General features: G+C 46.8%; 23 protein-coding genes. 22 read left to right on the top strand and 1 reads right to left on the bottom strand.

The window, feature by feature from the left end:
* Window position 1 precedes the first annotated feature (1 nt).
* From spoIIP to thiI, 15 genes are all read left to right on the top strand, one after another.
* Window positions 2-1273 carry a stage II sporulation protein P gene (gene spoIIP / locus H8Z76_RS00275; RefSeq protein WP_243240367.1) on the top strand — a complete coding sequence of 424 codons (1272 nt, stop codon included), beginning with the start codon at window positions 2-4 and terminating at the stop codon, window positions 1271-1273.
* Between the two features lie 89 nt (window positions 1274-1362).
* Complete coding sequence (locus tag H8Z76_RS00270) at window positions 1363-2580, top strand: iron-containing alcohol dehydrogenase (protein ID WP_147619111.1); 1218 nt, start codon at window positions 1363-1365, stop codon at window positions 2578-2580.
* Between the two features lie 289 nt (window positions 2581-2869).
* Complete coding sequence (locus tag H8Z76_RS00265) at window positions 2870-3913, top strand: RpnC/YadD family protein (RefSeq protein ID WP_186981329.1); 1044 nt, start codon at window positions 2870-2872, stop codon at window positions 3911-3913.
* Window positions 3914-3964: 51 nt separating this feature from the next.
* Window positions 3965-5779 carry a translation elongation factor 4 gene (gene lepA, locus H8Z76_RS00260; RefSeq protein ID WP_022514384.1) on the top strand — a complete coding sequence of 605 codons (1815 nt, stop codon included), beginning with the start codon at window positions 3965-3967 and terminating at the stop codon, window positions 5777-5779.
* Between the two features lie 2 nt (window positions 5780-5781).
* The gene (gene hemW / locus H8Z76_RS00255; RefSeq protein ID WP_186981328.1) at window positions 5782-6945 is read left to right on the top strand and encodes a radical SAM family heme chaperone HemW; all 1164 of its coding nucleotides are present in this window, start codon (window positions 5782-5784) and stop codon (window positions 6943-6945) included.
* Window positions 6946-7009: 64 nt separating this feature from the next.
* Window positions 7010-7597: a hypothetical protein gene (locus tag H8Z76_RS00250; protein WP_186981327.1), complete on the top strand. Its 588-nt coding sequence runs from the start codon at window positions 7010-7012 to the stop codon at window positions 7595-7597.
* 182 nt (window positions 7598-7779) lie between these two features.
* A complete protein-coding gene (gene hrcA / locus H8Z76_RS00245) occupies window positions 7780-8826 on the top strand; it encodes a heat-inducible transcriptional repressor HrcA (protein ID WP_186981326.1) in 1047 nt (348 codons plus the stop codon).
* 18 nt (window positions 8827-8844) lie between these two features.
* A complete protein-coding gene (gene grpE / locus H8Z76_RS00240) occupies window positions 8845-9462 on the top strand; it encodes a nucleotide exchange factor GrpE (RefSeq protein WP_186981325.1) in 618 nt (205 codons plus the stop codon).
* Window positions 9463-9517: 55 nt separating this feature from the next.
* Window positions 9518-11395, top strand: a complete 1878-nt coding sequence (gene dnaK / locus H8Z76_RS00235) for a molecular chaperone DnaK (protein ID WP_022514379.1) — start codon at window positions 9518-9520, stop codon at window positions 11393-11395.
* 204 nt (window positions 11396-11599) lie between these two features.
* Complete coding sequence (gene dnaJ / locus H8Z76_RS00230; protein ID WP_022514378.1) at window positions 11600-12775, top strand: molecular chaperone DnaJ; 1176 nt, start codon at window positions 11600-11602, stop codon at window positions 12773-12775.
* Between the two features lie 166 nt (window positions 12776-12941).
* The gene (locus H8Z76_RS00225; protein WP_186981324.1) at window positions 12942-13454 is read left to right on the top strand and encodes a J domain-containing protein; all 513 of its coding nucleotides are present in this window, start codon (window positions 12942-12944) and stop codon (window positions 13452-13454) included.
* Window positions 13455-13604: 150 nt separating this feature from the next.
* On the top strand, window positions 13605-14558 hold the full coding sequence (prmA, locus tag H8Z76_RS00220) for a 50S ribosomal protein L11 methyltransferase (RefSeq protein WP_022514376.1): 954 nt from the start codon (window positions 13605-13607) through the stop codon (window positions 14556-14558).
* Between the two features lie 15 nt (window positions 14559-14573).
* Window positions 14574-15332: a 16S rRNA (uracil(1498)-N(3))-methyltransferase gene (locus H8Z76_RS00215; RefSeq protein ID WP_022514375.1), complete on the top strand. Its 759-nt coding sequence runs from the start codon at window positions 14574-14576 to the stop codon at window positions 15330-15332.
* Window positions 15332-16486, top strand: a complete 1155-nt coding sequence (locus tag H8Z76_RS00210; protein ID WP_022514374.1) for a cysteine desulfurase family protein — start codon at window positions 15332-15334, stop codon at window positions 16484-16486. The genes H8Z76_RS00215 and H8Z76_RS00210 overlap by 1 nt, the downstream gene beginning before the upstream one ends.
* A gap of 13 nt (window positions 16487-16499) precedes the next feature.
* Complete coding sequence (gene thiI / locus H8Z76_RS00205; protein WP_147619103.1) at window positions 16500-17684, top strand: tRNA uracil 4-sulfurtransferase ThiI; 1185 nt, start codon at window positions 16500-16502, stop codon at window positions 17682-17684.
* A 65-nt stretch (window positions 17685-17749) separates the two neighbouring features.
* Here the strand turns inward: thiI and H8Z76_RS00200 are convergent, their stop codons facing one another.
* Window positions 17750-17980 carry an HPr family phosphocarrier protein gene (locus tag H8Z76_RS00200; RefSeq protein ID WP_022514372.1) on the bottom strand — a complete coding sequence of 77 codons (231 nt, stop codon included), beginning with the start codon at window positions 17978-17980 and terminating at the stop codon, window positions 17750-17752.
* Between the two features lie 92 nt (window positions 17981-18072).
* Here H8Z76_RS00200 and mtaB point away from each other — a divergent pair, with 92 nt between their 5' ends.
* The 7 genes from mtaB to H8Z76_RS00165 all read left to right on the top strand — a co-directional run bounded on the left by mtaB (window position 18073) and on the right by H8Z76_RS00165 (window position 23079).
* Window positions 18073-19389 (top strand): tRNA (N(6)-L-threonylcarbamoyladenosine(37)-C(2))-methylthiotransferase MtaB, encoded by a 1317-nt coding sequence (gene mtaB / locus H8Z76_RS00195; RefSeq protein ID WP_147619102.1) that lies wholly within the window; start codon window positions 18073-18075, stop codon window positions 19387-19389.
* A 78-nt stretch (window positions 19390-19467) separates the two neighbouring features.
* Window positions 19468-19731, top strand: a complete 264-nt coding sequence (locus tag H8Z76_RS00190) for an IreB family regulatory phosphoprotein (RefSeq protein ID WP_022514589.1) — start codon at window positions 19468-19470, stop codon at window positions 19729-19731.
* 9 nt (window positions 19732-19740) lie between these two features.
* The gene (ruvX, locus tag H8Z76_RS00185; protein ID WP_022514590.1) at window positions 19741-20172 is read left to right on the top strand and encodes a Holliday junction resolvase RuvX; all 432 of its coding nucleotides are present in this window, start codon (window positions 19741-19743) and stop codon (window positions 20170-20172) included.
* 8 nt (window positions 20173-20180) lie between these two features.
* A complete protein-coding gene (locus tag H8Z76_RS00180) occupies window positions 20181-20441 on the top strand; it encodes a DUF1292 domain-containing protein (RefSeq protein WP_186981323.1) in 261 nt (86 codons plus the stop codon).
* A 179-nt stretch (window positions 20442-20620) separates the two neighbouring features.
* Window positions 20621-22300 carry a ribonuclease J gene (locus H8Z76_RS00175; RefSeq protein WP_186981322.1) on the top strand — a complete coding sequence of 560 codons (1680 nt, stop codon included), beginning with the start codon at window positions 20621-20623 and terminating at the stop codon, window positions 22298-22300.
* A 22-nt stretch (window positions 22301-22322) separates the two neighbouring features.
* On the top strand, window positions 22323-22670 hold the full coding sequence (locus H8Z76_RS00170; protein ID WP_186981321.1) for a YlbF family regulator: 348 nt from the start codon (window positions 22323-22325) through the stop codon (window positions 22668-22670).
* A gap of 13 nt (window positions 22671-22683) precedes the next feature.
* The gene (locus H8Z76_RS00165) at window positions 22684-23079 is read left to right on the top strand and encodes an endolytic transglycosylase MltG (RefSeq protein ID WP_186981320.1); all 396 of its coding nucleotides are present in this window, start codon (window positions 22684-22686) and stop codon (window positions 23077-23079) included.
* Window positions 23080-23085 lie beyond the last annotated feature (6 nt).

Here is a 23085-nt window from a genome sequence, read left to right as displayed (position 1 = left end):
CATGCAAAAAGACAGGACAAAGAAGATGGGACAGCTTGCTTCGGCAGCTGTTCTGATTTTTATGGTATTTTTGTGCTTTCATATAAAAGATCAGGGGATGAATCAAACTCTTTTTGAGCAGGCGCTAAGTGAGGGGAAACGCGTGCTGTTTCATCAGACAGCCAGGCAGTACGCGATGCAGATCGGCTATATTATGGAACAGGACGGAACGGAAAAGACGGCGGCGCAGGTATTGCTTGAGCTTTCCGGGCGTCCGTTTCCGCTTACGGAATACATAGATACGGCAGATGGATATGAAACGCAGGTGGAAAGTCATTTTTCCTATGAAGAGATCGTTGCCATGGAGGCCTCGGATGAGCCGGATGCGGCAGATGGCACCGCATTAAACGAAGAAAATGGGGGAGCCGGCGTGACGGCAGGTGCGGGAGGATGCAGCGGGACGGCAACGGCTGCGGAGAATGCGGCAAACAGCCAGACTACCGTGGAGTTTCAGGTGAGTCAGGCGCCGAAAACGGATATCCCGCTTGATAAACTGAATGATTTTGATTATTTAATACATAATTTTTATGTTGTAGATAAAACAACGACAATTACCGGGGAGCAGTTAAACGCATCGGAACTTCTGGCGCGCGATATGAGGTTGGCCGCACCGACCGGACAGCCGCAGATACTGATCTACCATACCCATTCCCAGGAGGGATATGCGGATTCCGTGCCGGGGGATCCGAACACCACAGTGGTCGGAGTGGGCAATTATCTGACCGAACTTTTACAGGAGCGCTATGGGCTTTCGGTGCTTCATCATACTGGTGAATACGATGTGAATGACAGAGATCATGCCTATGCGAAGGCGGGGCCGGCGTTAGAGCAGATCCTTGCGGAAAATCCGGGCATTGAGGTCGTGATCGATCTGCACCGTGATGGGGTTGCGGACACGACAAGGCTGGTTGCGGATGTCAATGGAAAGCAGATGGCATCGATCATGTTTTTTAACGGGTTAAGCCGTACCACGGCAACGGGGGATATCCCCTACCTCTACAACCCGAATCTTTCGGACAATCTGGCGTTCTCGCTGCAGATGCAGTTGAAGGCGAAACAGTATTATCCGGGATTCTCGCGGTCAATCTATCTGAAGGGATACCGTTATAATATGCATTACTGTCCGAAGACACTTTTAGTCGAGGTCGGGGCGCAGACGAATACCGTGGATGAGGCGATGAGCGCAATGGAACCGCTTGCGGATATTTTATACCGTGTACTGACTGGAAATTAGAGGAAAGCGGTTCCTTTTCCATGGGGAATGTGTTATTCTGGACTTATCCAGAAAATAAGAAAAAAGCTGGGAGAAGGAGGATTTTTATTATGGCAAGATTTACATTACCAAGAGATCTGTACCACGGAAAAGGCGCGCTTGAGGCGTTAAAGACTTTCGAGGGAAAAAGAGCGATCATCTGTGTAGGCGGGGGATCGATGAAGCGTTTCGGATTCCTTGAAAAAGCGCAGAAATATCTGGAAGAAGCAGGTATGGAAGTAAAGCTGTTTGAAGGCATTGAGCCGGATCCGTCTGTGGATACGGTTATGAAGGGCGCGGCAGTCATGCAGGAATTTCAGCCGGACTGGATCGTTGCGATGGGCGGCGGATCTCCGATCGACGCAGCAAAAGCAATGTGGATCAAATATGAGTATCCGGATGTGACATTTGAGGATATGTGCAAGGTGTTCGGGCTTCCGAAACTGCGCCAGAAAGCACACTTCTGCGCAATCTCATCCACGTCTGGAACGGCAACGGAAGTTACCGCGTTTTCCATTATCACGGATTATGAAAAAGGAATCAAATATCCGATCGCGGATTTTGAGATCACACCGGACGTTGCCATTGTTGACCCGGATCTTGCGGAGACCATGCCGCAGAAACTGGTGGCGCACACCGGAATGGACGCGATGACACACGCAATCGAGGCATATGTTTCCACGGCAAACTGCGATTTTACCGATCCGCTTGCACTCTATGCGATCCATATGATCCAGAATGATCTGGTAAAATCTTACAATGGAGATATGGAAATGAGAGATTCCATGCACAATGCGCAGTGTCTGGCGGGAATGGCATTTTCCAACGCACTGCTCGGAATCGTACATTCCATGGCACATAAGACCGGCGCCGCATTTGCGGATTACGGCGCACATATCATCCATGGAGCTGCGAACGCGATGTATCTGCCGAAAGTAATTGCGTTCAACGCAAAAGATGAGACCGCAAAGAAGCGGTACGGTGCGATCGCGGATTACATGAATCTTGGCGGAAACAGCGATGATGAGAAAGTGGATCTTCTGATCCGGTATCTGCGCGGTATGAATGATGAACTGAACATCCCGCACTGCATCAAAAATTATGGCGCGGACAGTTATCCGACTGAGCAGGGATTTGTCCCGGAGGAAGTATTTTTAGAGAGACTGCCGGAAATCGCGGCGAATGCAATTCTGGATGCCTGTACCGGTTCTAACCCGAGACAGCCGAGCCAGGAGGAGATGGAAAAACTCTTAAAATGCTGCTACTATGATACGGAAGTGGATTTTTAGAATAAAAAAGAAAAGTAGAAAGTTAGATAGAACCGGTGCCCGGACAGAAATGTCTGGGCGCCGGTTTTTTAGAATCAATAGTTTATAATAATTTAATTTGTTCCCGGAATCGGCGTGTGCTAAGATAAATATATAAAAGCATATTTTCTATCCGGACAACAGTCCGTCTGTCCGCCATCCGGCGGTTCTAAACATTCTTGTTATTTCAGAAAATTCATGCTTTTTCCACAATCAAAAAGCAGGGGTTTTCGAAGAAATTACTCCTGCGGCAACAGGAGGAAAATAAAATATGGACAAAACAAAAGAAACAGGAAATCAGGTATACCGCAGTTACAAAGACAGGCTGTTCCGCATGGTGTTCCGGGAGAAAAAGGAGCTGCTCGGGCTTTATAACGCAGTGAACGGCACGTCATACACCGATCTGGAGGCGCTTACCGTCGTGACACTGGAAAACGCTATTTACATGAACATGAAAAATGATCTGGCGGTCGTCATGGATTTTTACATGGATCTGTATGAGCATCAGAGCACCTATAATCCGAATATTCCGCTTCGCAACCTGCATTATGTGGCAAGGGAGCTGCGCAGCTGGAGCGGTGGTCGGACAATTTATGGGAGACAGCTCGTAAAGATACCGACACCTCGCTTTTTCGTGTTCTATAACGGAAGGGATATGCAGCCGGAGCGGCAGGTGTTAAAGTTGTCCGACGCGTTCATGAACCCGGAGGAAGATCCGGCACTGGAATTAAAAGTTGTGATGTTAAATATCAACCTCGGCAGGAATAAAGAACTGATGGAACAGTGCCATACGCTGCTTGAATACGCGCAGTTTGTTGACCGGCTCAGAACCTGTGAAAAGAGCATGGGACGGGAAGAAGCGGTGAAGCATACGGTGGATACCTGCATCAGGGAAGGGATCCTGCGGGATTTCCTGTTAAAATACAGGGAGGAGGCCATAGAGATGTGTATCTTTGAATATGATGAGGAAGAGACCCTGCGTCAGCTGGGACAGCAGAGCTATGAGGAAGGCGTAGCAGCCGGGATTGAGCAGGGCAGAACAGAAGGAGTGACGATCGGAATCGAGCGTGGCAGAGAAGAAGGCAGGCTTGTCGGGGAAGAACAGCTGCTTTTTCGACAGATCTGTACAAAACTGAAAAAAGGAAAAACGTCGGAGATGATCGCGCAGGAACTGGAAGAAGATCTTTCACCGATACGATCCATCTGCGAGGCGGCAGAAGAATTTGCGCCGGAGTATGACTGGAAAGCAGTTTATGAAAAATGGAAAGGTGAGCCTTTCTGTGACAACAAAAATCAGTTGAAGAAACCGCTCTGATGCATTATAATAAACCCATTGAATTGCAGTTAGACGGAGGAATAGAGATAAATGTCACATATCGATCAGAGTAAAATCAGAAACTTTTGCATCATTGCACATATTGACCATGGAAAGTCCACGCTGGCGGACCGCATCATTGAGATGACCGGAACACTGACCAGCCGTGAAATGCAGTCGCAGGTACTTGATAATATGGATCTGGAGAGAGAACGTGGAATTACGATCAAATCGCAGGCGGTGCGCATTATTTATAAAGCAAAAGACGGAGAAGAGTATATCTTTAATCTGATCGATACCCCGGGGCATGTCGATTTTAACTATGAGGTGTCGCGAAGCCTTGCGGCGTGTGATGGAGCAATCCTTGTGGTAGATGCGGCACAGGGGGTAGAGGCACAGACACTTGCAAATGTCTATCTGGCGCTTGATCATGACCTGGATGTGCTTCCGGTCATCAACAAGATCGATCTTCCGAGCGCACAGCCGGATGAGGTTGCGCAGGAGATCGAGGATGTCATTGGTATAGAGGCGATGGATGCACCGCGTATCTCTGCAAAGACAGGTTTAAATATCGAAGATGTTTTAGAACAGATCGTAACGAGGATCCCGGCACCACAGGGAGATCCGGAGGCACCGCTCAAGGCACTGATCTTTGATGCAATCTATGATTCCTATAAGGGCGTGATTGTATTTTGCCGGATCATGGAGGGCTGTGTAAAGGTCGGCACAACGATAAAGCTGATGGCGACAGGCGCGATGGATGAAGTGACGGAAGTGGGCTATTTCGGAGCCGGTCAGTTTATCCCGTGTGAGGAATTGAGTGCTGGAATGGTAGGCTATATCTGTGCGGGGATCAAGAATGTGCGTGAGACACGCGTGGGTGATACGGTGACGGAAGCAGACCGGCCGTGTGCGGAGGCACTTCCTGGCTATAAAAAAGTAAATCCGATGGTTTACTGCGGACTTTATCCGGCAGACAGCGCAAAATACCCGGATCTTCGGGATGCACTCGAGAAACTTCAGATCAATGACGCGGCTTTGCAGTATGAACCGGAGACATCGGTCGCACTTGGATTTGGTTTCCGGTGTGGCTTTTTGGGACTGCTTCATTTAGAGATCATCCAGGAGCGGCTGGAGCGTGAGTTTAATCTGGATCTTGTTACAACGGCACCGGGTGTTATCTACAAGATCCATAAGACGGACGGAGAAGTGATCGAGCTGACAAATCCATCCAATCTGCCGGATCCGTCTGAGATCGAATATATGGAAGAACCGATGGTGAGTGCGGAGATCATGGTGACCAGTGAGTACATTGGAGCGATCATGGATCTGTGTCAGGAGCGCCGCGGTGTTTATATCAGTATGGAATATATTGAAAAAACGCGTGCACTGATCAAATATGATCTGCCGTTAAATGAGATCATCTATGATTTCTTTGATGCGTTAAAATCCCGTTCCAGAGGATATGCGTCCTTTGATTATGAAATGAAGGGCTATGTGCGCTCCGAACTCGTGAAGCTGGATATTCTGGTCAATAAGGAAGAAGTGGATGCGCTTTCCTTTATCGTATTTAAGGACAGTGCGTATGAGCGCGGAAGAAAGATGTGCGAAAAATTAAAAGAAGAGATTCCGAGACATCTTTTTGAAATTCCGATCCAGGCAGCAGTTGGTGGAAAGATCATTGCACGTGAAACGATCAAGGCAATGCGCAAAGACGTGCTTGCCAAGTGTTACGGTGGTGATATTTCCAGAAAGAAGAAGCTGCTCGAAAAGCAGAAAGAAGGAAAGAAGCGGATGCGCCAGGTCGGCAATGTAGAAATTCCGCAGGAAGCATTCATGAGTGTGCTGAAATTAGACGAGGAATAAAAATGGCAGACAAGTCGTTGGAATTATATGTGCATATTCCGTTTTGTGTCCGAAAATGTGAGTATTGTGATTTTCTGTCCGCACCGGCCGGTGCGGACACGCAGCAGGAATATGTGCGGAATCTGCTGCTTGAAATAGAACAAAAAGGCGTTCGCTGTACGGATTATGAGGTGACAACCATATTTTTCGGCGGTGGAACGCCTTCTATATTAAAAGCGGGCTGGATCGCGGATATCCTAAATGCGATACACCGGAATTTTAAAGTGCGTAAGGATGCGGAAATAGCAATAGAATGCAATCCGGGGACACTTACGTTTGAAAAACTTTCTATATATAAGAGTGCAGGCATCAACCGGATCAGTGTTGGACTGCAGTCGGCTTCGGATGCGGAATTAAGGGAACTTGGCAGGATCCATACCTATGAGGACTTTTTAAAAAGCTATGATCTGATCCGCAAAAAAGGATTTTCAAATGTTAATATCGATCTGATGGCGGCACTTCCCGGACAGACATTAAAAAGTTATGAGCAGACCCTGCGGCGGGTGCTTGCGCTCAAACCGGAGCATATTTCGGCGTACAGCCTGATCATAGAGGAGGGAACGCCCTTCTATGAGAAGTATGAGGCGGATGAGCTGCTGCGTGAGAAGGGTGAGAAGCCGCAGATGCTTCCATCGGAGGAAACAGAACGCCTGATGTATGAGCGGACGAAGGAACTGCTTTTGGCGCATGGTTATGAGCGCTATGAGATTTCCAATTATGCGAGAAGGGGATATGCGTGCCGGCACAACATCGGTTACTGGCGTAGAGAGAATTATCTTGGATTTGGACTGGGAAGCGCTTCCCTGCTAGAAAATGAACGCTTCCATAATACAACGGATCTCACGGACTATCTTGGCGGAGATTATCTGGCGTACGAGCAGGAAAAGCTGGACAAAAAGAGCCAGATGGAAGAGTTTATGTTTCTCGGACTCCGTATGACCGATGGGATTTCGACAGAATGTTTTCGACAGACATTCGGGCTTACGGTGGAACTTGTCTACGGACCGGTGTTAGAGCAGCAGATCGCGGATCAGCTTTTGAGAAAAGAGGATGGGCGGATCTTCCTGACAGAGCGCGGGCTGGATGTCAGTAATTATGTGATGGCACAGTTTTTGCTCGATAAGTAGCAGTTGCAAACGGGATGGAAAAACAGTATGATAAGTACAAACAATAAAAGGAGGACTTGGAATTATGGATGGAAATTATACAAACGGGGGACAGCCATATCCAGGGGGAGATCCACAGTGGGATAACAAACAGTGGAATAACGGACAGTGGCAGGGGCAGCAGCAGTACTGGCAGGGCGGAAATCCGCAGTGGCAGGCACCGCAGCCGAAAAGTCAGGTGAAAGATGTTTTCTGTAATCTGCTGCTTGTGATCTTTATTCTGCAGATCGTGGTTTCGCTTGTCATGTTAAATGATATTTTGTCAGTGATGCAGTTTTCCGGATACTATAACGGAGCATACCCGGAACTGCTTTATTCCGGCGGGTATGTGGCGTGCAGCGTGATCGCGTTTGCGCTCTCGATCGCGATGATCGTATTTTTGGTACTTGACATTGTAAAGATTAACAAGGCTGGCTACAAGATTACCGGACTGATCCTGTTCGCGATCTTTTTACGCCCGGGGTATTACATATGGCGTGCCTATATATTAGGAAGAAAGAAAACATTTCCGATCATTTATACGGTGATCTATTCCTTACTGGTTGCAGGAAGTGTGATCTACAGTGTCGTCGGGATCTTCCGGATGGTCTTTGACATGGCAGCATATTATTAAGAAAAAGGAAAAAGAGGATTGGTGTGGGTGATTCCCATGCGGATCCTCTTTGTTTTTGAAAAAAATTGAAATAGGTGTTGACAAAGAAAATGTATGGTGCTATCTTAAATACATAGAAATTAGCACTCCAAACAAGTGAGTGCTAACAAAACAAAAAGATATCAGGAATCGGAAGTGAGAACATGGAAGACAACGGATTAGATGAACGGAAAACCAAAATTTTAAATGCGATTATCAAGAATTATCTGGAGACCGGAGAACCGGTGGGATCCCGGACAATTTCCAAATATACCGATTTAAATTTGAGTTCGGCAACGATCCGCAATGAAATGTCTGATCTGGAAGAACTGGGCTATATCTTACAGCCGCATACTTCGGCAGGCAGAATTCCTTCCGATAAAGGATACCGGTTTTATGTCGATCATCTGATGGAGGAAAAGGACAAAGAAGTGGCGGATATGAAAGCATTCGTCATCGAGCATACGGAAAAGATGGATCAGGTGCTGCAGCAGGTAGCAAAGCTGTTAGCCGTGAATACAAACTATGCGACAATGATCACTTCCCCACAGACACATCACAGCAAGGTGAAGTTTTTACAGCTTTCGAATGTGGATGAACATAATATTCTGGTGGTTGTAGTATTGGAAGGCAATCTGGTAAAGAATAAGATTATCCCGGTCGATGAGCCGATCGACAATGAGCAGATGTTAAAGCTGAATATGCTGTTAAATACCAACCTTACCGGATTTTCCATGGAAGAGATCAATATTGGAACGATCGCTTTACTAAAGGAAAAAGCAGGAATCCACAGCAAGCTGATCGGCAGTGTACTGGATGCGGTTGCCGAGGCGATCAATGAAGGCGAGGATTTGGAAATATATACCAGCGGGGCAACGAACATCTTAAAATACCCGGAACTCAGTGATTCCGGAAATGCAAGTGAGCTGCTTAACGCATTTGAAGAAAAAGATCAGCTGGTCAGCCTGGTTACAGAGAACCTCGCGGAAGACGAGGAACAGACAGGAATCCAGGTTTATATAGGAAATGAGGCACCGATTCAGACCATGAAGGACTGCAGTGTGGTGACAGCAACGTATGAATTGGGCGAAGGCGTGAAGGGAACGATCGGAATCATCGGACCCAAGCGTATGGATTATGAGAACGTCATGAGCAATCTGAAGAATCTGAAGGCACAGCTGGATGGAATCTTGGATCGCAGAAAGAAGTAGGAGAAAGGGGCTAACAAAGTGTCAGATAAGAAAAAAGAGGAAGAAGTATTAGAAGAGGTTTTGGAAGATCTCGAAAAAGATGCCGCAGATCAGGCTGAGAAAAAGAAAGATACTTCAAAAGATAAAGAAGAACCGAAGAAAGAGGAAAAAGCCGAAAAGACAGAAAAAAAGAGCGGCTTTAAGAAAAAGGAAAAGAAAGACAAAAAGGATGAGAAGATCGAGGAACTGACCGATCAGGTGAAACGCCAGATGGCGGAATTTGATAACTTCCGTAAGCGGACGGAAAAAGAAAAAACACAGATGTTCGAGACGGGCGCGAAAAGCGTGATCGAAAAGATTCTTCCGGTCATTGATAATTTTGAAAGAGGACTTGCAGCTGTTCCGGAAGACGAAAAAGACAGTGCTTTCGTTGACGGAATGGATAAAGTATATCGTCAGATGCTCACAGAGCTTGACGCGATCGGCGTAAAACCGATCGAAGCAGTTGGCAAGGAGTTTGATCCGGAATTCCACAATGCAGTCATGCAGGTGGAAAGTGAAGAATACGATTCCGGAATTGTGGCTCAGGAATTACAAAAGGGTTACATTTACCATGACTCAGTCGTAAGACACAGCATGGTAGCAGTAGTACAGTAACAGGCAGGAAACAAACATTCAAAATAAAGAATATATTTAATCAGGAGGCTTTATTATGAGTAAAATAATTGGTATTGACTTAGGAACAACAAACAGCTGTGTAGCAGTTATGGAAGGTGGAAAACCTACCGTTATCGCAAACCAGGAAGGCGCAAGAACAACACCTTCTATCGTGGCTTTTACCAAGACAGGAGAAAGACTGGTTGGTGAGCCGGCAAAACGTCAGGCAGTTACCAATGCAGAAAAGACCATTTCTTCTATCAAGAGACACATGGGTACGGATTACAAGAAAGAGATCGAAGGAAAACAGTATTCTCCGCAGCAGATCTCCGCAATGATCTTACAGAAATTAAAAGCGGATGCGGAAGGATACCTTGGAGAAAAAGTTTCAGAAGCAGTCATCACAGTACCGGCTTACTTCAATGACGCACAGCGTCAGGCAACCAAAGACGCAGGTAAGATCGCAGGTCTTGATGTAAAACGTATCATCAACGAGCCGACCGCAGCAGCGCTTGCTTATGGCCTTGACAATGAAAAAGAGCAGAAGATCATGGTATACGATTTAGGTGGTGGTACATTCGATGTATCTATCATTGAGATCGGTGACGGCGTTATCGAAGTATTATCTACAAACGGTGATACACATCTTGGTGGTGATGATTTTGATAACCGTATCACACAGTGGATGATCGATGAATTCAAGAAAGCAGAAGGCGTTGATCTTTCCGGTGACAAGATGGCAATGCAGCGTCTGAAAGAAGCTGCAGAGAAAGCAAAGAAAGAGCTTTCTTCCGCAACAACAACAAACATCAACCTTCCGTTCATTACAGCTACTGCTGAAGGACCGAAGCATTTTGATATGAACCTTACCAGAGCAAAATTTGATGAACTGACACATGATCTGGTAGAAAAGACAGCAATCCCGGTACAGAACGCAATGAAAGATGCAGGACTTACCAATGCGGATCTTGGCCAGGTACTCTTAGTTGGTGGTTCTACCCGTATCCCGGCTGTACAGGATAAGGTAAGACAGATCACAGGCAAAGAGCCGAGCAAATCCTTGAACCCGGATGAATGTGTAGCAATCGGTGCATCCATTCAGGGTGGTAAACTTGCAGGTGATGCAGGCGCAGGCGATATCTTACTTCTGGATGTTACTCCGCTTTCTCTTTCCATCGAGACTATGGGTGGCATTGCAACCAGACTGATCGAGAGAAATACTACGATCCCGACCAAGAAGAGCCAGATCTTCTCTACTGCAGCCGATAACCAGACTGCCGTTGATATCAACGTAGTACAGGGTGAAAGACAGTTCGCGAGAGACAACAAGTCCTTAGGACAGTTCCGTCTGGATGGTATCCCGCCAGCACGTCGTGGTGTTCCGCAGATCGAAGTTACATTTGATATCGATGCCAACGGTATCGTAAATGTATCCGCAAAGGATCTTGGAACCGGAAAAGAACAGCATATTACCATTACAGCAGGTTCTAATATGTCCGATGAAGATATCGATAAGGCAGTAAAAGAAGCAGCTGAATTTGAAGCACAGGATAAGAAGAGAAAAGAAGCGATCGACACCAGAAATGATGCAGACGCATTTGTATTCCAGACCCAGGAAGCACTGGATCAGGTAGGCGCAAATCTGGATCCGGCTGACAAATCTGCAGTAGAAGCAGACCTGAAAGCATTGAAGGATCTGGTAGAAGCAAATCCGCAGCCGGAAAACATGACAGATGCACAGATCGCAGATATGAAGGCAGCAAAAGAAAAACTGACAGAGTCTGCACAGAAAGTATTTGCAAAGATGTATGAGCAGGCACAGGCAGCACAGGGCGGTCAGACAGCAGGACCGGACATGGGTGCAAACGCAGGCGCAGCAGGTGCAGGCAATGCAGATGATGATGTAGTAGATGCTGATTACAAAGAAGTTTAATTAGACAGCGAAGCAAAATACCGGAGATTCGGTATGAATGCCGCCGCGGATGCGGATGGCGCAAGCCAGGAAGCATGCCTGGAACAGAAAAGTTTCAGGCATGCTTGTTTGGATTGTTATATAGATCTTTACAGCCGGATGAGGCCGCAAAGATCTATGTGACAATAATCAGGCTGTCTATATATAAAGAAGAGGGAATTGAAAATGGCTGAACAGAAAAGAGATTATTATGAAGTGCTCGGTGTAGACCGAAACGCGGATGAAGCAACAATTAAAAAAGCATATCGTGTTCTGGCGAAGAAGTATCATCCGGATGCGAACCCGGGGGATAAAGAGGCAGAAAAGAAATTTAAAGAGGCTTCTGAGGCATATGCAGTTTTAAGCGATGCGGAGAAGAGAAAACAGTATGATCAGTTCGGTCATGCGGCGTTTGATGGCAGTGCAGGCGGAGGAGCAGGCGGATTTGATTTCTCCGGTATGGATATGGGAGATATCTTTGGAGACATTTTCGGAGACTTCTTTGGCGGTGGAAGCAGAAGCCGGAGAGCAAACAACGGACCGATGAAAGGCGCGAATATCCGCACCAGTATCCGGATCACATTTGAGGAAGCAGTTTTTGGATGCGAAAAAGAAATTGAACTGGTTTTAAAAGATGAGTGTAAGACCTGTCATGGAAGTGGTGCAAAGCCCGGAACTTCCAAAGAAACCTGCCCGAAATGCGGCGGTAAAGGAAAAGTGGTATACAGCCAGCAGTCACTGTTTGGTATGGTGCAGAATGTACAGAGCTGCCCGGATTGTAACGGAACCGGTCAGATCATTAAGGAGAAGTGTCCGGACTGCCGCGGAACCGGATATATCGCGAGCAAAAAGAAGATACAGGTATCTATCCCGGCGGGTATTGATGACGGACAGAGCGTAAGGATCCGTGAAAAAGGGGAACCGGGTGTAAATGGTGGACCGCGTGGAGATCTTCTGGTGGAAGTTGTGGTGTCCAGACATCCGATCTTCCAGAGACAGGATATGAATATTTACTCCACGGCACCGATCTCATTTGCACAGGCAGCGCTCGGTGGAGAGGTTCGTATCAACACCGTAGACGGAGATGTGCTCTACGAGGTAAAACCGGGTACCCAGACTGATACCAAGATCCGGCTGAAAGGAAAAGGTGTTCCGTCACTGCGTAACAAGGCAGTTCGTGGTGATCAGTATGTCACGCTGGTTGTACAGGTGCCGACCGGATTGAATGAAGCAGCAAAAGAAGCGCTGCGCGCATTTGACGAACAGACCGGACAGACGTTAAAGAAGCAGGGAACAGCGGAAGCGAAACCGAAGAAAAAAGGATTTAAAGACAAAATAAAAGAAGCATTTGATGAAATGTAAATAAAAAGCGAGAAAGGCAGTGCGGTAAGGGCATTGCCTTTTTGCTTTACAGTCCGGTAAAATTTGGAAATGGAGTTGACTTCCTCTTTAAGTAGTTGTAAACTTTGTATCAGTGAATGGTTTATTTCGGTTGCAAAGGAGTGTTTGTCAAAAAGGGGTAAAAACCATGGAACAGAGCAAAACAACACGAAAGAAAACAGAAGAGGGAACAGAGCGAAGCATTCTTTCCATAGAGGAGGCAGAAGTATTAAGGCATTCTTTAGAGAGGAAAGAGCGCGAGCTGAAAAGAGGGCAGAGGCAGCTTGAACTCGACAGAAAGCGGTTGCAGCGGGAAAGTGAATCGGAACGCGCCAGGCTTGCGAGAGAGAATCAGCTGTTTGCCATGAAGTGGAGTCTTCTGGAAGAGGAAGTAAAGAGGCTTGCGGATGAAAAGCAGCAGGTGGAAAAGCAGAAGATCTTTTATGAGCAGATCAATGAATTTGAACGCAGATCATCCTCCTCAGGAGCTACGATCCGCGGGGAGATGTTTTTTGCCGGAGTCACCAGTGAGCTGGCACTGAAAAAGCGATACAAGGATCTGATCAAGATCTATCATCCGGATAACATTTCGGGAGATACCAATACCATACAGGAGATCAACCGGGAATATGACGAGTTGAAAGACAGACTGGAAGGCTAGGCCGCGGCAGTATATGTTACTGCCGCGGTTTTCTCTTGTGTGTGGGAAAAACGGGGCAGTTGCAACCGAAAACAAACTGTGTTATGATATAAAACAAGTATGCCTTCTATAATAGAAGGTAAAATTGCAGACGGAGCAAAAGGTGAAAAAATGAAATGGAATAAATTTACGATTGAAACGACAACACAGGCAGAGGATTTTGTCAGTGCGATGTTAAATGACCTTGGCATTGAGGGAATTGAAATTGAAGACAACATACCGCTGACGGAGGAAGAACAGAAGGGGATGTTTATTGACTTCCCGCCGGAACTTCCGGAAGATGACGGGACAAGCAGAGTTAGCTTTTATCTGGAAGAACAGGAAGACGCGAAGGAAATTCTGCGAAAAGTCATGCTGGGTCTGGAGGAACAGCGGCAGTTTGTGGATGTCGGAGCCGGAACGATCTCATCCAGCCAGACCGAAGATGTTGACTGGATCAATAACTGGAAGAAATTTTTCCAGTCCTTCTACATTGATGATATTTTGATCAAACCGACCTGGGAAGCGTTAAAAGAAGAAGATAAGGACAAGTTCCTGATCGAGATTGACCCGGGTGTGTCCTTTGGAACCGGAAAACATGAGACAACACAGCTTTGTATCCGGCAGCTCCGCAAATACTTGAAGAAGGGTGACCGGGTACTGGATGTCGGCTGTGGAAGCGGGATTCTCTCGATTGTTGCGATGAAACTCGGTGCGTCCCATGTGGTTGGAACAGATCTGGATGAGAACTGCATGACTTCGACTTATGAAAATATGGAAGTGAACCATCTGCCAAAAGAAATGGGTGAGTTTTATGTGGGAAATCTCATCGATGATGTGGCACTGCAGGAAAAGGTCGGGACGGAAGTCTATGATATCGTGGTTGCGAATATTTTAGCGGATGTTATCATTCCGATGGCACCGGTGATCCCTGCGCGGTTAAAAAAAGGCGGCGTGTTCATTACATCCGGGATCATTGATTTTAAAGAGAATGAAGTAAAGGAAGCCATTGAAAAAGCAGGACTTACCGTGCTTGAGATCAATCATCAGGGTGAGTGGGTAAATATTACCGCACAGAAGAATTAGATCCAGGAGAAAGAAATGTATCAGTTTTTTGTAGAAGATGCGCAGATCGGAAAAGAGTTTATTACGATCACCGGATCGGATGTCAATCATATAAAAAATGTCCTTCGGATGAAGCCGGGGGAAAAGATCCGTGTCAGCAACCAGCAGGGAAAAGATTACTACTGTGAGATTCTGGAACTCGGGGATGATTTTGTACAGGCAGATATTTTAGATTCCGAGGCGGCGGGAACAGAGCTCGGTGCAAAGATATTTCTGTTTCAGGCACTGCCGAAGGGCGACCGAATGGAAACCGTGATCCAAAAGGCGGTAGAGCTCGGAGTGTACGAGATCATTCCGGTTGCGATGAAATACTGCGTGGTGAAGCTGGACGCAAAGAAAGCGGAGAACAAGAAAAAACGCTGGCAGGCGATCGCGGAGAGCGCGGCAAAGCAGTCCAAGCGGAGCCGGATACCGGTAGTACATGAGGTGATGGATTTTGCCTCGGCAGTGGAATACGCAAAAAACTGTCAGGTGAATCTGGTTCCCTATGAAAATGAACGTGGTATGGTGGCAACGCGGGAAGCACTGGATTCCTTACATGCGAAGGATTCTATCAGTGTGATGATCGGACCGGAGGGCGGTTTTTCCGAGGAGGAGATCGAAAAAGTGCGCACGGAGCATATGCAGGTGATCTCACTGGGAAAACGCATTCTGCGTACCGATACAGCGGCGATCGCCACGCTGTCACTTTTGATGCTGGAACTTGAAATGATGGAGGCTAAACAGGAAAAATGATGGAAGCATATCTGGACAATTCAGCGACAACGCGGTGCTCAGACCGGGCATTTGCGCTGATGCAAAAGGTTCTTCTTGAGGATTACGGGAATCCGTCCTCGCTGCATATGAAAGGTGTGGAGGCGGAACGCTATGTGAAAGCGGCAAGAGAAAAGATCGCAAAGACACTGAAAGTGACGGAAAAAGAGATCATCTTTACGTCCGGCGGAACGGAGTCCAATAACCTTGCCATTCTCGGAACAGCATTTGCAAACCGCAGAACGGGCAACCGGATCATTACGACTGCTGTAGAACACGCATCGGTTGCAAATCCGATGAAGTTTTTGGAGGAAGAGGGATTTGAAGTAATCTATCTTCCGGTGGATGAAAACGGCGTGATCTCCTTAAAAGATCTGGAGGAGGCACTGAGCGATCAGACGATCCTTGTTTCACTCATGCATGTCAACAATGAGATCGGAGCCGTAGAGCCGGTTGAGGAGGCAGCGGCGCTCGTGCATGAAAAGTGTCCCAAGGCGCTGGTACATGTGGATGCGATCCAGTCGTACGGAAAATTCAGGATCTATCCGAAGAAAAGCGGGATCGATCTGCTTTCCGTGAGCGGACATAAGATCCATGGTCCGAAAGGCAGTGGATTTTTATATGTGAAAGAAAAAACAAAGATAAAGCCGATCATCTATGGCGGCGGACAGCAAAACGGTATGCGCTCCGGGACGGAAAACGTACCGGGGATCGCGGGGCTTGGCGAAGCAGCGGCAGAAATTTATGAAGATTTTAAAGAGAAGCAGGACAGGCTCTATGCCTTAAAGGAACGGTTTATCCGGGAAGTCACAACGATACCGGGTGTCTCGGTCAATGGAAAGACCGGCCGTGACAGCGCACCGCATATCGTGAGCGTGAGCGTGGAGGGAGTCCGCGCAGAGGTACTTTTACATTCGTTAGAGGACAAACAGATCTATGTGTCTTCGGGATCGGCATGTTCCTCCAATAAGCCGGCGGTGAGCCGTACATTGAAAGGGATCGGGTTAAAGCAGAACCTTCTGGATTCTACGGTGCGGTTCAGCTTTTCCGTACACACAACGGAAGAGGAGATCGATTACGCGGCGGATGTGTTAAAAACACTGGTTCCTGCATTGCAGAAGTATACCAGACATTAGAAAGGAAATGGAAATGTACAGAGCATTTTTGATTAAATACGGAGAGATCGGAGTAAAAGGCAAGAACCGATATGTGTTTGAGGATATGCTGGTAAAGCAGATCCGCTTTGCCTTGAATCCGGTGGATGGAGAATTTGAAGTAAGAAAAGAACAGGGAAGGATCTACGCCGAGGTCATAAGCGATGAGTATGATTATGACGAGACGGTAGCCGCACTGAAAAATGTATTTGGAATCGTTGCGTTCTGCCCGGTCGTCCTGGTGGATGATGAAGGCTTTGACAAGCTTGCGGAAGATGTGGTGCGCTATTTAAAGGCGGCTTATCAGAAGACGGATTTTACGTTTAAAGTCAATGCGAGAAGAGCGAGAAAAAATTATCCGATGAATTCCATGGAGATCAATGCAGCGCTTGGAGAAAAGATCCTTGACGCACTTCCGGAGACCAAGGTGGATGTCCACAACCCGGAGGTTATGGTAAGCATTGAGGTGCGAAACCAGATCAATATCTACTCTACGGAGATCCCGGGACCGGGCGGAATGCCGGTCGGTTCAGCGGGAAGGGCAATGTTACTGCTTTCGGGCGGAATCGACAGTCCGGTAGCCGGTTATATGATCGCAAAGCGTGGTGTTGAGATCGAGGCAACCTATTTTCACGCACCGCCATACACCAGTGAACGCGCAAAACAGAAAGTGGTCGATCTCGCGAAGATCGTTGCAAAATATTCCGGACCGATCAAACTGCATGTGGTCAACTTTACAGATATCCAGCTGTATATTTATGAAAAGTGCCCGCATGAGGAGCTTACGATCATCATGCGCCGTTATATGATGCGGATCGCGCAGCATTTTGCAGAGAATCATAAATGTCTCGGACTGATCACCGGCGAGAGTATTGGACAGGTGGCAAGCCAGACGATGCAGTCTCTGATGGTGACCAATGAAGTCTGCGAGATGCCGGTATATCGTCCACTGATCGGATTTGACAAGCAGGAGATCGTTGAGATTTCAGAAAAGATCGGGACTTATGAGACTTCAATCCAGCCGTTTGAGGACTGCTGTACGATCTTTGTTGCAAAGCATCCGGTTACCAAGCCGAGCCTTAAAGTGATCAGAAATTCGGAAAAGAAACTGGAAGAGAAGATTGATGAACTGATGCAGGAAGCGATCGATACGACGGAGACGATACTTGTAGAAGCATAGAAAACAGGAATGATTTTGAGCAGAAAAAAAGGGAGTGCATGCACACTCCCTTTTGGAAATTTTAATTAAACAAGATATGGTTTTAAAACTTCCATGATTTCATCCAAATTTGCTTCGGTATGAATTGCTAAGTCAATTGGTTTGGATAAATCTAAACTGAAGATACCCATGATGGATTTTGCATCAATAACGTATCTGCCAGAGATTAAATCAAAGTCAAACTCGAATTGAGTAATAGCGTTGACAAAGGATTTTACCTTGTCGATAGAATTTAATGAAATTTGAACTGTTTTCATATAGAGACCTCCTTGGTTACTACAATTCTTTTTATATTAGTATAGTAACTTTTTTTTTAGGAAAAGTCAACATAAAGTGAGGAAAAAAGTCAATGAAAAAAGTAGCATTGCACAATTTGGGATGCAAAGTAAACGCATATGAGACGGAAGCGGTCCAGCAGATGCTTGAAGAGTGCGGATACGAGATCGTTCCGTTTCATGAATACGCGGATGTTTACATCATAAATACCTGTTCCGTGACGAATATGGCGGACCGGAAATCGCGTCAGATGCTGCACCGGGCAAAAAAGCAGAATCCGGATGCGGTGGTTGTCGCGATGGGCTGTTACGTGCAGACGGCGGCGGAAGAGGTGAAAAACGATACCGCAGTGGATATTGTGATCGGCAACAACAAAAAGCATGAACTGCCGGGGCTGCTGCGAAAGTATGAAGAAGAAAAGGCAAACGGAGAAACAGAGCTCGCAGTGATCGACATCAATGAGAAGGGGCAGCCGTATGAGGAACTGTTTTTAAAGAAGACGGCGGAGCACACCAGAGCTTTTATTAAAGTGCAGGACGGCTGCAACCAGTTCTGCAGTTACTGTATCATTCCGTATGCCAGAGGAAGGGTGCGGAGCAGAAAGACAGAGGATGTCCTGCGTGAAGTGGAGCATCTGGCAGAACAGGGCTATAAGGAAGTCGTGCTGACCGGGATCCATTTAAGCTCGTTTGGTGTGGATACCGGTGATACCTTGCTGCACCTGATCGAAGAAGTCCATAAGGTGGATGGCATTGAGCGGATCCGTCTCGGTTCCCTGGAACCGCGTATTGTGACGGAGGAGTTTGCCGAAAAACTTGCCGGAATGCCAAAGATCTGCCCGCATTTTCATCTGTCACTGCAAAGTGGCTGCGACGTGACGTTAAAACGCATGAACCGCCGCTATGATACGGAAGAATATGCGAATAAATGTGAGATTTTACGAAAATACTTTAAACATCCGGCGATCACGACTGATGTGATCGTGGGATTCCCGGGTGAGACGGAAGAAGAATTTGAGACGACAAGGGAGTTCTTGGAGAACGTACATTTCTATGAAATGCATATCTTTAAATATTCAAAGCGCAAGGGGACCAAAGCCGCGGTTATGGCAGATCAGGTTCCGGAGGACATAAAGACGAAACGGAGCGGCAGATTGCTGGAACTAGAAAAAGAGATGTCCGAAGAATTCCGGGAATTTTATCTTGGCAGGACAAAAGAAGCTCTGCTTGAGGAAGAGATGGAGCTGGACGGTATGCGCTATTTTACCGGCTATACAAAAGAGTATGTAAAAGTGGCGGTACGGGCAGACGGACATGCCGCAAATACGATGGTCCGCGGCAGAATGGAGCGGGAGCTTTCCGACGGGCTGTATCTTATGGTTGAATTTTAATGTAATTTGTATTAGAATAATAACAGCGATGCTTTTGACTTCAGAAGAACAAAAGAGCAAAAATAAGGGCGTGAAATTATGCAGGATAAAAATAACACACAATATTTCAAAGTAGAAAAAGAACCGGAAATCAAAGTCAAAGATGTACTGGATATCGTATATCATGCACTGTCCGAGAAAGGGTACAATCCCGTAAATCAGATTGTTGGATATATTATGTCAGGAGATCCGACGTATATCACCAGCCATAATAATGCAAGAAGTCTGATCATGAAGGTAGAACGTGACGAACTCGTGGAAGAAATTTTAAAAGAATATATTAAGACCAATTCCTGGCAGTAGGAGGAGACTATGCGTATCATCGGTTTGGATTTTGGCTCAAAGACTGTGGGCGTTGCGATGAGCGATGAGCTTTTGATCACGGCACAGGGAGTTGAGATCGTACGGAGAAAATCCCCGACAAAGCTGCGCCAGACACTGGCAAGGATCGAGGAGATCATTGCGGAATACGGTGCGGAGCGGATCGTGCTTGGCTATCCCAAGAATATGAACAATACGGAGGGAGAGCGCTGCGCGAAGACGCTGGAATTCAAGGAGATGCTGGAGAGACGGACTTCTCTTCCCGTAATATTATGGGATGAGAGACTGACGACAGTATCTGCGGATCAGGTCATGATGGAGAGCGGGATCAGACGGGAAGACCGTAAAAAGTATGTGGACAGAATTGCCGCTGAATTTATACTTCAGGGCTATCTGGATTCTTTGAAGAATCAGACAGAATAGGAGTTTTCATGGAGAAAATAAAATTTGCCGATCCGGACACGGGAGAATGTCTGGAGTTTTATGTATTGGAACAGACGAGGATCAATAACAGGGACTATCTTCTGGTAACCGTAGATGAAGACGGTGACTCAGATGCATTTGTCTTAAAAGATCTTTCCGAAGATACAGAGAAAGAAGCGGTCTATGAGATCGTGGAAGAAGAAGCAGAATTAGAAGCAATCGCTAAAGTGTTTTCCGAGATGCTGGAAGATGTCGATATTGAATTATAGAACATTAACGGGCAGCTGATTTTAAAAACAAGATACATAGGGAAACGTTTGAAACAGACGGTTATTCCCGCAAAGAACGAGTCAGGCGGACATGCGTGCATGGTCGCTTGACTCGTTATGAACAAATCTTAAAAAATGAAACAGGAACGGAGAATCAAAAAATAAATGGAGGTGCGGACTTGAAGAAAAAGTCAACAGAAAACAGTAATCATTCAAAATTAAAGATCATTCCGCTTGGAGGATTAGAGCAGATTGGAATGAACATCACGGCATTCGAATATGAGGACAGCATTATCGTAGTGGACTGCGGTCTGTCTTTCCCGGAAGATGACATGTACGGCATCGACCTGGTCATCCCGGATGTCACCTATTTAAAGGACAATATCGACAAGGTAAAGGGATTTTTCATCACACATGGACACGAGGATCACATCGGTGCGATCCCTTATGTATTAAAGGAAGTGAACGTGCCGATCTATGCGACAAAGCTGACGATGGGCATCATCGATCACAAGCTGACCGAACACAATCTTTTGTCCAAGGTGAAACGCAAGGTGGTAAAATACGGACAGCATATCAATCTGGGCTGCTTCCGCGTGGAATTTATAAAGACCAACCACAGTATCCAGGATGCGGCGGCACTTGCGATCTACTCACCGGCAGGTATCGTTGTGCATACCGGAGACTTTAAGGTAGATTACACACCGGTATTTGGTGATGCCATTGATTTACAGCGTTTTGGCGAGATCGGAAAGAAGGGCGTTTTGGCGCTTATGTGCGACAGTACCAATGCGGAGCGCCCTGGCTTTACGATGTCGGAAAAGACAGTCGGAAAAACATTTGAAACGATCTTTGCGGATCACAAGAATAACCGTATCATTATTGCTACCTTTGCGTCCAATGTGGACCGTGTACAGCAGATCATCGATACGGCGTATAAATATGGCAGAAAAGTGGTGATCGAGGGACGCAGTATGGTCAATATCATTTCCACTGCGCAGGAGCTCGGTTACATCAATATCCCGGACAATACGCTGATCGATATTGAGGAGCTGAAAAATTATCCGGATGAGAAAACCGTGCTTATCACGACCGGAAGCCAGGGAGAATCCATGGCGGCGTTATCGAGAATGGCATCCGGCATCCACAGAAAGATCACGATCAAACCGAATGACACGATCGTTTTGAGTTCCAATCCAATTCCTGGAAATGAAAAGGCAGTTTCCAAGATCATCAATGAGCTGTCCATGAAGGGCGCGGAAGTGATCTTCCAGGATGTCCATGTATCCGGTCATGCGTGCCAGGAGGATATCAAACTGATCTACTCACTGGTAAAACCGAAATATGCGATCCCGGTGCATGGTGAGTACCGTCATCTGATGGCACAGGCACATATCGCGGAAGAGATCGGTATTGACAAAGATCATATTTTCCTGCTCTCATCGGGCGATGTATTAGAGCTTGATGAGGATGGAGCGGCAGTTACCGGACATGTACCGGTCGGAGATGTCATGGTAGACGGACTTGGCGTCGGAGACGTTGGAAATATCGTACTGCGTGACAGACAGCATCTGGCGGAAGAGGGAATCATCATCGTTGTTCTGACGCTGGAAAGCGGCTCCGGGCAGGTGCTTGCGGGACCGGACATCGTTTCGAGAGGATTTGTCTATGTGCGTGGTTCGGAAAGCCTGATGGATGAGGCAAAGCAGGTATTGAATGATACCATGGATCATTGTATGGATAAAAATATCACAGACTGGGGAAAGATCAAATCAGAGATCAAGGATGCGCTTGGCGATTTTGTATGGAAAGAGACAAAGCGTAAACCGATGATCATCCCGATCATTATGGAAGTCTAGGTAAAAAGCAGAGGACAGGAACATGGAACAGATGAGAGAAGCGCTTGATGCGCTCCTCGCGGCGATACGGTCGAGCGAGGAATATAAAAATTATCAGGACATCAAGGCGCGGATTCATGAGAAACCTGAAGTGGAAAAAAGAGTTGCGGAATTCCGGAAACGGAATTATCAGTTACAGAATCAGAAAGACGCGGATCTTTTTGGAGAGATGGATAAGCTGGAGCGGGAGAAGTCGAAGATCTGTGAAAATTCGCTCGCGGCAGAGTATCTTGCGGCAGAACTGGCATTCTGCCGCGTCATTCAGGAGATCAACTGGGAGTTTGTAGAGAAACTGGACTTTGAAGTCGGTTTTGAAAACGAAGGAGAATAGCGAGGCAGTTGAGATGAAAAATACCAGCAGAGTCGTAATACGAATAACCGGCAGCGTCATTTCCCTTTTGATCCTGGTTCTTGTGGTACTCGGGCTGATCCGGGCAGGTCAGTGGGCATATGGCTTTGGATACCGCGTCTATACAGAGGATGCGATGGAGAGCGCGCCCGGTACAGACAAGACAGTTACCGTGACGGCAGATATGTCCGCGAAGGATGTCGGCAGACAGCTTGAGGAGAAAGGCCTGATCCGTGACGCGAACCTTTTTGTGGTTCAGCTGAAACTGTCATCTTATTCCGGGGCGATCAAGGAGGGCACGTATACCCTGAACACGTCAATGACCGCCGAAGAGATGATGCAGATCATGGCGGCGGAAGAAGATACGGAAAGCAGCACGGAGAATACATAAAAGAAG

Source organism: Roseburia yibonii (assembly GCF_014297335.1).
Taxonomy (GTDB): Bacteria; Bacillota; Clostridia; order Lachnospirales; family Lachnospiraceae; genus Roseburia_D; species Roseburia_D yibonii.
The sequence above is the reverse complement of the archived record's forward strand: the minus strand, read 5'-3'. Positions and strand labels throughout refer to the sequence as shown.

What these genes read in the sequence shown, in the direction of transcription:
- prmA (WP_022514376.1), top strand. Translation starts at nt 13,605, where the DNA reads ATGAAATGGAATAAATTTACGATTGAAACGACAACACAGGCAGAGGAT.
- H8Z76_RS00190 (WP_022514589.1), top strand. Translation starts at nt 19,468, where the DNA reads ATGCAGGATAAAAATAACACACAATATTTCAAAGTAGAAAAAGAACCG.
- H8Z76_RS00200 (WP_022514372.1), bottom strand. Translation starts at nt 17,980, where the DNA reads ATGAAAACAGTTCAAATTTCATTAAATTCTATCGACAAGGTAAAATCC.
- dnaJ (WP_022514378.1), top strand. Translation starts at nt 11,600, where the DNA reads ATGGCTGAACAGAAAAGAGATTATTATGAAGTGCTCGGTGTAGACCGA.
- H8Z76_RS00270 (WP_147619111.1), top strand. Translation starts at nt 1,363, where the DNA reads ATGGCAAGATTTACATTACCAAGAGATCTGTACCACGGAAAAGGCGCG.
- H8Z76_RS00170 (WP_186981321.1), top strand. Translation starts at nt 22,323, where the DNA reads ATGGAACAGATGAGAGAAGCGCTTGATGCGCTCCTCGCGGCGATACGG.
- H8Z76_RS00225 (WP_186981324.1), top strand. Translation starts at nt 12,942, where the DNA reads ATGGAACAGAGCAAAACAACACGAAAGAAAACAGAAGAGGGAACAGAG.
- H8Z76_RS00165 (WP_186981320.1), top strand. Translation starts at nt 22,684, where the DNA reads ATGAAAAATACCAGCAGAGTCGTAATACGAATAACCGGCAGCGTCATT.
- H8Z76_RS00180 (WP_186981323.1), top strand. Translation starts at nt 20,181, where the DNA reads ATGGAGAAAATAAAATTTGCCGATCCGGACACGGGAGAATGTCTGGAG.
- hemW (WP_186981328.1), top strand. Translation starts at nt 5,782, where the DNA reads ATGGCAGACAAGTCGTTGGAATTATATGTGCATATTCCGTTTTGTGTC.
- H8Z76_RS00265 (WP_186981329.1), top strand. Translation starts at nt 2,870, where the DNA reads ATGGACAAAACAAAAGAAACAGGAAATCAGGTATACCGCAGTTACAAA.
- dnaK (WP_022514379.1), top strand. Translation starts at nt 9,518, where the DNA reads ATGAGTAAAATAATTGGTATTGACTTAGGAACAACAAACAGCTGTGTA.
- H8Z76_RS00210 (WP_022514374.1), top strand. Translation starts at nt 15,332, where the DNA reads ATGGAAGCATATCTGGACAATTCAGCGACAACGCGGTGCTCAGACCGG.
- lepA (WP_022514384.1), top strand. Translation starts at nt 3,965, where the DNA reads ATGTCACATATCGATCAGAGTAAAATCAGAAACTTTTGCATCATTGCA.
- thiI (WP_147619103.1), top strand. Translation starts at nt 16,500, where the DNA reads ATGTACAGAGCATTTTTGATTAAATACGGAGAGATCGGAGTAAAAGGC.
- hrcA (WP_186981326.1), top strand. Translation starts at nt 7,780, where the DNA reads ATGGAAGACAACGGATTAGATGAACGGAAAACCAAAATTTTAAATGCG.
- spoIIP (WP_243240367.1), top strand. Translation starts at nt 2, where the DNA reads ATGCAAAAAGACAGGACAAAGAAGATGGGACAGCTTGCTTCGGCAGCT.
- ruvX (WP_022514590.1), top strand. Translation starts at nt 19,741, where the DNA reads ATGCGTATCATCGGTTTGGATTTTGGCTCAAAGACTGTGGGCGTTGCG.
- H8Z76_RS00250 (WP_186981327.1), top strand. Translation starts at nt 7,010, where the DNA reads ATGGATGGAAATTATACAAACGGGGGACAGCCATATCCAGGGGGAGAT.
- H8Z76_RS00215 (WP_022514375.1), top strand. Translation starts at nt 14,574, where the DNA reads ATGTATCAGTTTTTTGTAGAAGATGCGCAGATCGGAAAAGAGTTTATT.
- mtaB (WP_147619102.1), top strand. Translation starts at nt 18,073, where the DNA reads ATGAAAAAAGTAGCATTGCACAATTTGGGATGCAAAGTAAACGCATAT.